Below are 7,228 nucleotides of genomic sequence, written 5' to 3'. Positions count from 1 at the left end.
CTCCGCTGGCGCTCCGGGCAACCTGCGGTGCTCGCGCCATGGGCTGCATTGCGCAACTCGCTTCGTTCACTGCGTTCACTTCGCTCGAACAAGCGCAATGAGTCAGATGTTGAAGCGCGAGGTTCCCCGCGCAGCCCATGGCGCTGCGCTCCTCGGCAGGGGCACAGGGGAAAGTCCCATTCGGGCCATCGCTGCGCTCGGCCTGGGGCTCGGGCCGTCGCTGCGCTCGGCCTGGGCTTTGGAGGGGGTGGCTGTTCTGTTTCATCAGCACAGCTCCGGCACCACCGGCACCGCCACGGCGCTGGCATCGGCGAAGGGGTTGGGCAGGGCGCGCAGGTCGGTCGGCGCGCTGGCGCCCTCGACCGCGATGACCGACAGCAGCTCGGGCAGCTGCCAGGGCGACAGCGCGAGCTGCTGCGCGCCGTCGGCGGCCAGGGTGGGCAGCAGCTGCCAGGCGTCGCCCTGGCGCTGGAACATCCGCAGGCCGCGCAGCTCCTGCACGCCGGCCACGCGCGAGACCTCGACCTCGAGTTCGCGCGAGCGCACGTCGCGGCCCAGTGGCCAGCCGCTGCCGTCCAGGCCGCCAGGCGCCAGCGGCCAGAGCAGGCGGCGCAGGGCTTCGCGCACGTCCAGCAGCACGCGGTCGCGCGCATGGCCGTCGCGCACCAGCACGGCCACCGACAGGCCCAGCGCCACATAGTCGCAGCCGATCACATAGAGCTCGGTGGCCAGCGGCGTGCGCACCGAGAGGTGGGCATGCAGGCGCTCGATGAAGGGGCGGTCGGGCCGCGGGTTGGGAGCGGGCGCCAGCGGCGCGGCGGGCAGCGCCAGCACGCTGACCACGCCGGGCACATGGAAGCGCCGGTCGCGCGGCTTGAAGCGCGGCAGCACCTCGATGCGGCCGACGTCGATGGACGGCGTCTCGCGCGCGAGGCTGCGGTAGTCGTCCTCGGTCACCGCGCGGTCGCGGTGGCGCAGCCGGGCCGGGATGCGGCGCTCGGCCACGGCCAGGGTTTCGGCGTCCTCGCCGCCGACCAGCGGCAGCGGCTGCAGCACGCGGATGGGCGGCGCGGTCTGGCCGGACAGCAGGGTGCCCGTCAGTTCGGTCAGCGCCAGCGGCGGCAGGTTGCCGGCGCGGCCGCCGCCGAAGCGGCCCAGCGCGAGCCGCACGCGCATGCCGGCCTCGGGCACCTTGCCGCGCAGACCGTCGCCCAGGCGCAGCGTGCCGGCCTCGGCGTCGAGTTCGTAGGCGGTGGCGTCGCGGGCGACCTGCGGGTCGGCATGGATGGCGGCCAGGTCGTCCACGCGGCGCCAGGGCTGGTAGCCGCGGCCCGGTGCCTCGACCTCGATCCGCAGGCTGGCGGCATCGACCGAGCCCAGCGGCAGCGCGAACTGCTGGTCGGCCGCGCCATTGGAGGTGCCCAGCACGCGGCCGGCCAGCGTGCTGCGCTGGTCGATCTCCACTGCGTTGATGCCGATCCAGGCCAGCGGCAGCTGCAGCACGGGCTCGCCCGGTTGCGGGCGCAGGCGCAGCCAGGCCACCAGGCGCGCGGCGCGGGACGGGTCGTCCAGCCGCGGCGGGGCGTCGCCCACGCCGGCCTGCGGGTTCTCGCCCACGTCGTTGGAGGGCGCCCAGATCGCGCGCTCGTCGGGCAGCTGCAGGCGCAGGGTGCCGGCGCGGGCCAGGCCGGCGCTGGTGTCGGTTCCGCCCTGCACGGGCAGGGTCAGGTAGGCGGTGTCGAAGTCCGTCGCGCCGCGCGTGCTCATCTCCCAGAGCACGGGCACCGGCGTGGCCGCCGTGACCTCGTCGAAGGGGCCGGCCGGGCGCACGGCCGGCACCACGCCGACCGAGAGCAGCGGCGGCAGCGCCGCATCGCCGCCGCCCAGCGCGTTGCGCACGGCGGTGTTGACCGCGCCCTGCAGTTCAGCCTGGCGCGCGGGCGGGGCCAGCAGCGCGATCCACAGCGCGCGGTCCACGCTCTGCGCGAACACGTCGACCCCCTCGGGCGCGGCGCGGCCCTCAGCGAACACGGGCGTGGTCTGGTAGGCCTTGAGCGCGCCGCCGATGCGGTGGATGCGGGCCAGGCCCTGCAGCAGCGCGCTGCGCTGGGCCAGCTGCGCGGGCGGCAGCGCGCGCTTGATGTAGGCCTCGCCCGTGATGGGCAGCACCGTGGTCTCGGCCAGGGTCTCGAAGGGCACGGCGGCCTTGAGCAGCGCGCGCGGCTGCAGCGTGTGGGCGGCCAGCTCGGTGTCGCGCGCGAATGCCAGGCCCACGATGCCGCGCGCCGGCAGTGCGGGTTGCAGGCCCATGCCCAGCAACTTGAGGAAGACCAGGCGCTGGCGCTCGGGCACGAGGTTGGCGCGGTACAGCAGCGTATCGCCGAGCCAGGCGAACAGCTCGATCAGCGTGCGGCCGGGGTCGCCCTGGCGCGGGTGCGTCCATTCCGGCGTATGGGCAGGGATGCGTGCGATCAGTTCCTCGACGAGGTCGTCGAAGCGGCGGTCGTCGAGTGAGGGAGGCAGGAGCGGCATGGCGTCAACCCTCCAGATCTACGGTCACGTTCATGGCGGCCGACTGGCCCGTACGGGCCAGCCGGTAGGCGATTTCCACGCGCACCTGGCTGGGGGCGCCCGCGACCTCCCAGACCTCCACGCTGTCCAGCAGGATGCGGCTCTCCCAGCGCGTCAGTGCGTCCTGCACGAGATCGCGCATCTCGCGCCGCGTGGCAATGGTGTTGGGCGCGTGCAGCAGCCGGTCCAGCCCGCCGCCGAATTCGGGCCGCATGAGCTGCTCGCCGGGGCGCGTGGACAGGATGGCGCGAATGCCGTCGCGCACGCTGGTGGCGAGGTCCGGCCAGGCCAGCGCGCCATGCGCGTCCGGTAGCGGCAGCAGGGGCCAGCCGATGAGGGGGCGTGGATGCGCGCTCATGATTTCGGCGGAATCTTCGGGAACGGCAGGCAGATCTTCATGGAGAAGATCCAGCCGAACACGATGTTGAAGAGCCCCAGGAACAGGTTCAGCACCAGGAAGGCGCAGATCGTGATAATGGGGATGTTGAAGCTGCAGATCCAGCTCAGGCCGAACTTGCTGCTCTGGCCTTCGCCGTCGAGCAGCTTCTTGCTCGCGCCGGACAGCAGGCTTTGCAGCGAAGGCGGCACGACGAAGGCCACGCTGGGGCGGAGCGCATCGAGCAGGCTCTTGTCGCTGGGGTCGGGCAGCGCGATCTGCACGGGCGGCGCGCCCGCGCCCTCGTACCAGGCCGCGATCACGAAGGGCTCGCTGGCCTCGCCCCAGACGGTGCGCGCCGGGCAGGCACCCTCGGGCGCCAGCCGCACGAAGGCGCGCAGCTGGTAGCGCGCACCGGGCTCGTCGAAGCGTCCGCGCTTGCCCTTCACGGCCGCCAAGCGGCTTTGCATGGCGGCGTGCATGGCGTCCAGCAGGCGCTGGGCGGCGGCGGCCTCCATGGCCGGCCATTCGGCGGGCATCTCGACGCTGCCGGCCTGCTGCTGCAACACCAGGGCCTGGGCCTGCTGCAGGAACTGGTCGGCGCGCACACGGCGCGGCTGGGTCTCGCCTGCGCGCAGCACCAGCGGCAGCTGCAGCGTGGAGAGCGCCTGCAGGATGGGCGCGCCGCCAGTGCCGAAGGCACCGAACTCGCTGGCCAGCTGGCGCAGCAGCAGCACGAAGCGGGCGAGGGCCGCATCGGCATCGGCCTGCTCGCTGTCCTTGAGCCAGGCGGCCGTGACGGACTGGCCCGTGCGCGGCAGGCCCATGGCCTGGCCCTGCAGCGCCAGCACCAGGTGGTCGCGGAAGGCGGCCGAGCGCGGGCCGAAATCGGTGCCGGGCGCGGCGGCCAGTTGCTCGTCCTGTTCGCTGATCTCGCTGCTGACCGTGGGCACCAGGCCGTAGTAAAGCGTCTGGCCGGCCTCGGCGCAGACATCGGGCGGCGCGAGGTAGAGCGGGATGGTGGCTTCCTCCAGCGCGCTGTCGGGCTGGGTGCGCGTGAAGGCGGCGAGCTGGCGGTCGATGTCGGGCACGCCGGTCAGGCCCTGCTTGCCGCGCGCGGCGGGCAGGGGGTCGGCGTCGGCGCCGCCCACGCGCGTGAGCGGCAGCCAGCCGTGGATGCGGCCGGCCGACTTCATCCAGCCCTCGGCGCGGCCGTCGGCGCCGATGCGGCGCAGCACCAGGCCGGCGGCCTGGATGCGCTTGGGGTCCAGCCGCGGTTCGCCGGCCGTGTCGCACCAGGCCTCCAGCAGCGCGAGGTGGAACTGGCGCTGGATCGGCTGGAACAGCTTGAGCGTGCCCTGGGCGTCGAGCGCGCGGGCACGCAGCGCGCGCAGGCGCTCGTGGCCGGCCGGGCTGCGCAGGTCTTCGAGCGTGGCGGGCAGGAAGTCGTCGTCGCTGCGCTGCAGCAGCCAGGGGCGGGGGCTGCGGGCGAGGCTGCGGGGGGCGCCGAGGAGGATGGGGTGGTGGGCCATGTCAGCTGTCCTCGGCCGAGCGCAGCGATGGCCCGATTCGGTTCCCGCTCCCCGGGGCCCCTGTGCCCACGCCGAGGAGCGCAGTGGCCTGGGCGGCGCGGGGAACCTCGCGCTTCGTGATCTGACTCATTGCACTTGTTCGAGCGTAGTGAACGCAGTGAACGGTGCGAGTTGTGCAATGCGCCCAGGCCGCGAGCACCGCAGGTTGCCCGGAGCGCCAGCGCAGGGTCGTGGGCACCGGGGTCGCCCTTTCTTTGGTTACTTTCTTTCGGCGAAACAAAAGAAAGTGACTGCACTGCCGGGGGCACATCCCGGCCTCTGGTGCCTGTGCGAACACGATGTCTGATCGGAGTGAGGAGGGGGGGGCTTCACCCCCACACCCCGACTCACTTTCTCTTGCTTCGCCCAGAGAAAGTAAGCAAAGAGAAGGCGACCCCGGTGCCCCTGTCCCTGCGCTGGCGCTCCGGGCAACCTGCGGTGCTCGCGCCATGGGCTGCATTGCGCAACTCGCACCGTTCACTGCGTTCACTTCGCTCGGACAAGCGCAATGAGTCAGATGACAAAGCGCGTGGTTCCCCGCGCAGCCCATGGCACTGCGCTCCTCGGCAGGGGCACAGGGGAAAGTCCCATTCGGGCCATCGCTGCGCTCGGCCTGGGGCTCGGGCCTTCGCTGCGCTCGGCCGTTGGTAGGGCGTGCGAGGGGTTTCATGGCATCACCACACATTCCCCGCCCCCGGCGTATAGCTCGCGCTGATCACCGCATTGGTCTGGAGCACCGCGCACTTGACGATGCCCGAGAAGTCGGCCAGGGCCGCATCGACCTTGACCATGCCGGCCGTGACCTGCACGTTGGCGGCCTGCACCGAGACCTTGGCCGCGGCCGTGACCGTGATGCCGGCGGTCTCCAGCTGGATGCGGTTGCCGTTGGCGTCCTCCAGCGTGAGCTGGCTGGGGCCATCCTTGAGCACCACGCGCGTGCCGCCCGGGGTTTCCAGGGTCAGCGTCTCCTGGCCGCTCTGGTCGACCAGCGTGATCTGGATACCGTTCTTCGAACGCAGGCGCTTGGTGCGGTTGACACCGCCGGCCTCGATGTCGGCCGGCGCCGCGGCGCTGCCGTTCCACAGGCCGCCCACGATCAGCGGCGCACGCGCATCGCCCTGGGCCATCAGCACCAGCACCTCGTCGTCCACGTCGGGCAGCATGCAGCAGCCACGCTGGTCGCCCGCGAACGGGGCCACGACGCGGGCCCAGAGCGGCGCGTCCTGGTTTGCGGCGCCGTCGAAGGCGAGCAGGCGGACCTGCACGCGGTTGAGCCGCTCGGGGTCGTCCAGCGAGACCACGCGCGCGAGCAGGGCCAGCGCGGCCCAGGGCGGCGGGGTCAGGAAGGGCAGGTCGCGTTGCATCAGGTCCCCAGGTAAGCCGTCTCGGCCTGGAATTCGGTGCGGTAGCCCTGGCGCTGGTCGAACAGATGGCGGGCCTGCACCACGTAGTAGCTGTTGTCGAACTGCGGCGCGATGCCGGCCAGCCGCACATGGCAGCCCACGCGCAGCCGCGCATTGCCCTCGGCCACGCCCTCGGCGCGCACGAAGCGGCGGGCGCGCTGGTCGAACGCGGCCTCGGCCACGGCGCGGGCCTCGGCGTCGCTCTGCACGGCCGGGCCGGCCAGGTGCAGCGGGCGCTCGCCCAGCGCCTCGCGGGCCCAGTCGGGCCCGCTGCGGCCGCTGCCAGGGCCGCCGTGCGCGAGGGCGCTGGCTTCGCCGTGCACAGTGGCGCCGTCGCGCGCGTTCCAGCCCGAGACGCTGACGGCGCTGACCTGCTCGGCCAGGTCGGCCGTGATGCGCACGCGCGCGAGCTGGCTGTAGAGCAGGAGTTCCAGGCTGCCGCGCTGCACCTCGCCGCGCGGCGCCGCCTGCAAACGCTGGCCGACCACCTGCAGGTCGGCATCGAAGCGCGCGAGCAGCCGGCGCAGGAAAGCCAGGTCGGTTTCGTCGAGCTGGGCCCAGGTGCCGCGCGGCTGGTCGAGCGCGGTCACGTCGACGGCCAGGCCCAGTTCGCCCGCGATGGCGCGCGCCACCTCGGCCGGCGACTGGTCGGTGTAGACGCGCGTGCGACGCGCGCGGCGGGCGCTGCCCAGCGCGTCCTCGGCCAGCACCACGAGCTCGGGCGGCTTGCCGTAGTCGCAGACCATCTCGAGCGCGCTCACGCGGCCCTGGAAGATCTCCGTGGGCGTGGCCGCATCGCCGCTGTAGACCGCCAGCTCGGCGCCCAGGCGCAGCGTGGAGCCGGCGTCGAACGCGAGCTCGGGGCTGCCGTCGGTCGCGACCCAGTTGTTGAGCCGCAGCTCCAGGTGCGAGAGGCCGCCCTCGTTCTCTTCCATGCGCAGCGCCAGCAGCTGGGTGCTGAGGCGGGCGTCCTCCTGCCCGGCGATGTGCAGCGTGGGGCGCGCACTGAAGATCGCGCTCTGGCTCAGGGTGGCTTCGGTCATCTGGGTCTACCGGTCGCACAAACGTGCTTCGCGCTCGGCGCGCAGGCGCAGGGTCTGCTCGATCTGTGCGGCCAGCGCCGCGCCGTCGGGCGCCGCGGCGGCCGGTGCCGGCGCCTCGGCCGGCGGCGGGGGGCTGATCTCTGCGCTGACTTCTTCGAAGGTGACGGCCATGCTCTTGCTCCTCAACCGAACTGGATGCGGCCGTGCAGGTCCGCCTGGACGCCCACATCGGCACTGAGGCTGCCGCCGGCCTGCACCACGGCC

At 73.0% G+C, this 7,228-nt stretch carries 6 protein-coding genes; all 6 read right to left on the bottom strand.

The genetic code is table 11. The features are described 5' to 3' along the window. Positions 1-264: 264 nt before the first annotated feature. The 6 genes from IE209_RS31470 to IE209_RS33685 all read right to left on the bottom strand — a co-directional run bounded on the left by IE209_RS31470 (position 265) and on the right by IE209_RS33685 (position 7,135). The gene (locus IE209_RS31470; protein ID WP_189690806.1) at positions 265-2,532 is read right to left on the bottom strand and encodes a putative baseplate assembly protein; all 2,268 of its coding nucleotides are present in this window, start codon (positions 2,530-2,532) and stop codon (positions 265-267) included. A gap of 4 nt (positions 2,533-2,536) precedes the next feature. Further along, on the bottom strand, positions 2,537-2,929 hold the full coding sequence (locus tag IE209_RS31465; RefSeq protein ID WP_189690805.1) for a GPW/gp25 family protein: 393 nt from the start codon (positions 2,927-2,929) through the stop codon (positions 2,537-2,539). Next, positions 2,926-4,479, bottom strand: coding sequence for a hypothetical protein (locus tag IE209_RS31460; protein WP_189690804.1), 1,554 nt, complete (start codon positions 4,477-4,479; stop codon positions 2,926-2,928). The genes IE209_RS31465 and IE209_RS31460 overlap by 4 nt, the downstream gene beginning before the upstream one ends. A gap of 713 nt (positions 4,480-5,192) precedes the next feature. Further along, positions 5,193-5,882 (bottom strand): phage baseplate assembly protein V, encoded by a 690-nt coding sequence (locus IE209_RS31455; protein WP_189690803.1) that lies wholly within the window; start codon positions 5,880-5,882, stop codon positions 5,193-5,195. After that, the gene (locus tag IE209_RS31450) at positions 5,882-6,964 is read right to left on the bottom strand and encodes a phage late control D family protein (RefSeq protein WP_189690802.1); all 1,083 of its coding nucleotides are present in this window, start codon (positions 6,962-6,964) and stop codon (positions 5,882-5,884) included. The genes IE209_RS31455 and IE209_RS31450 overlap by 1 nt, the downstream gene beginning before the upstream one ends. A 6-nt stretch (positions 6,965-6,970) precedes the next feature. Continuing rightward, positions 6,971-7,135: a hypothetical protein gene (locus IE209_RS33685; RefSeq protein WP_194659044.1), complete on the bottom strand. Its 165-nt coding sequence runs from the start codon at positions 7,133-7,135 to the stop codon at positions 6,971-6,973. Positions 7,136-7,228: the final 93 nt, after the last annotated feature.

It is taken from the genome of Pseudorhodoferax aquiterrae (genome assembly GCF_014652235.1).
GTDB classification, from domain to species: Bacteria; Pseudomonadota; Gammaproteobacteria; order Burkholderiales; family Burkholderiaceae_C; genus Pseudorhodoferax; species Pseudorhodoferax aquiterrae.
The sequence above is the reverse complement of the archived record's forward strand: the minus strand, read 5'-3'. Positions and strand labels throughout refer to the sequence as shown.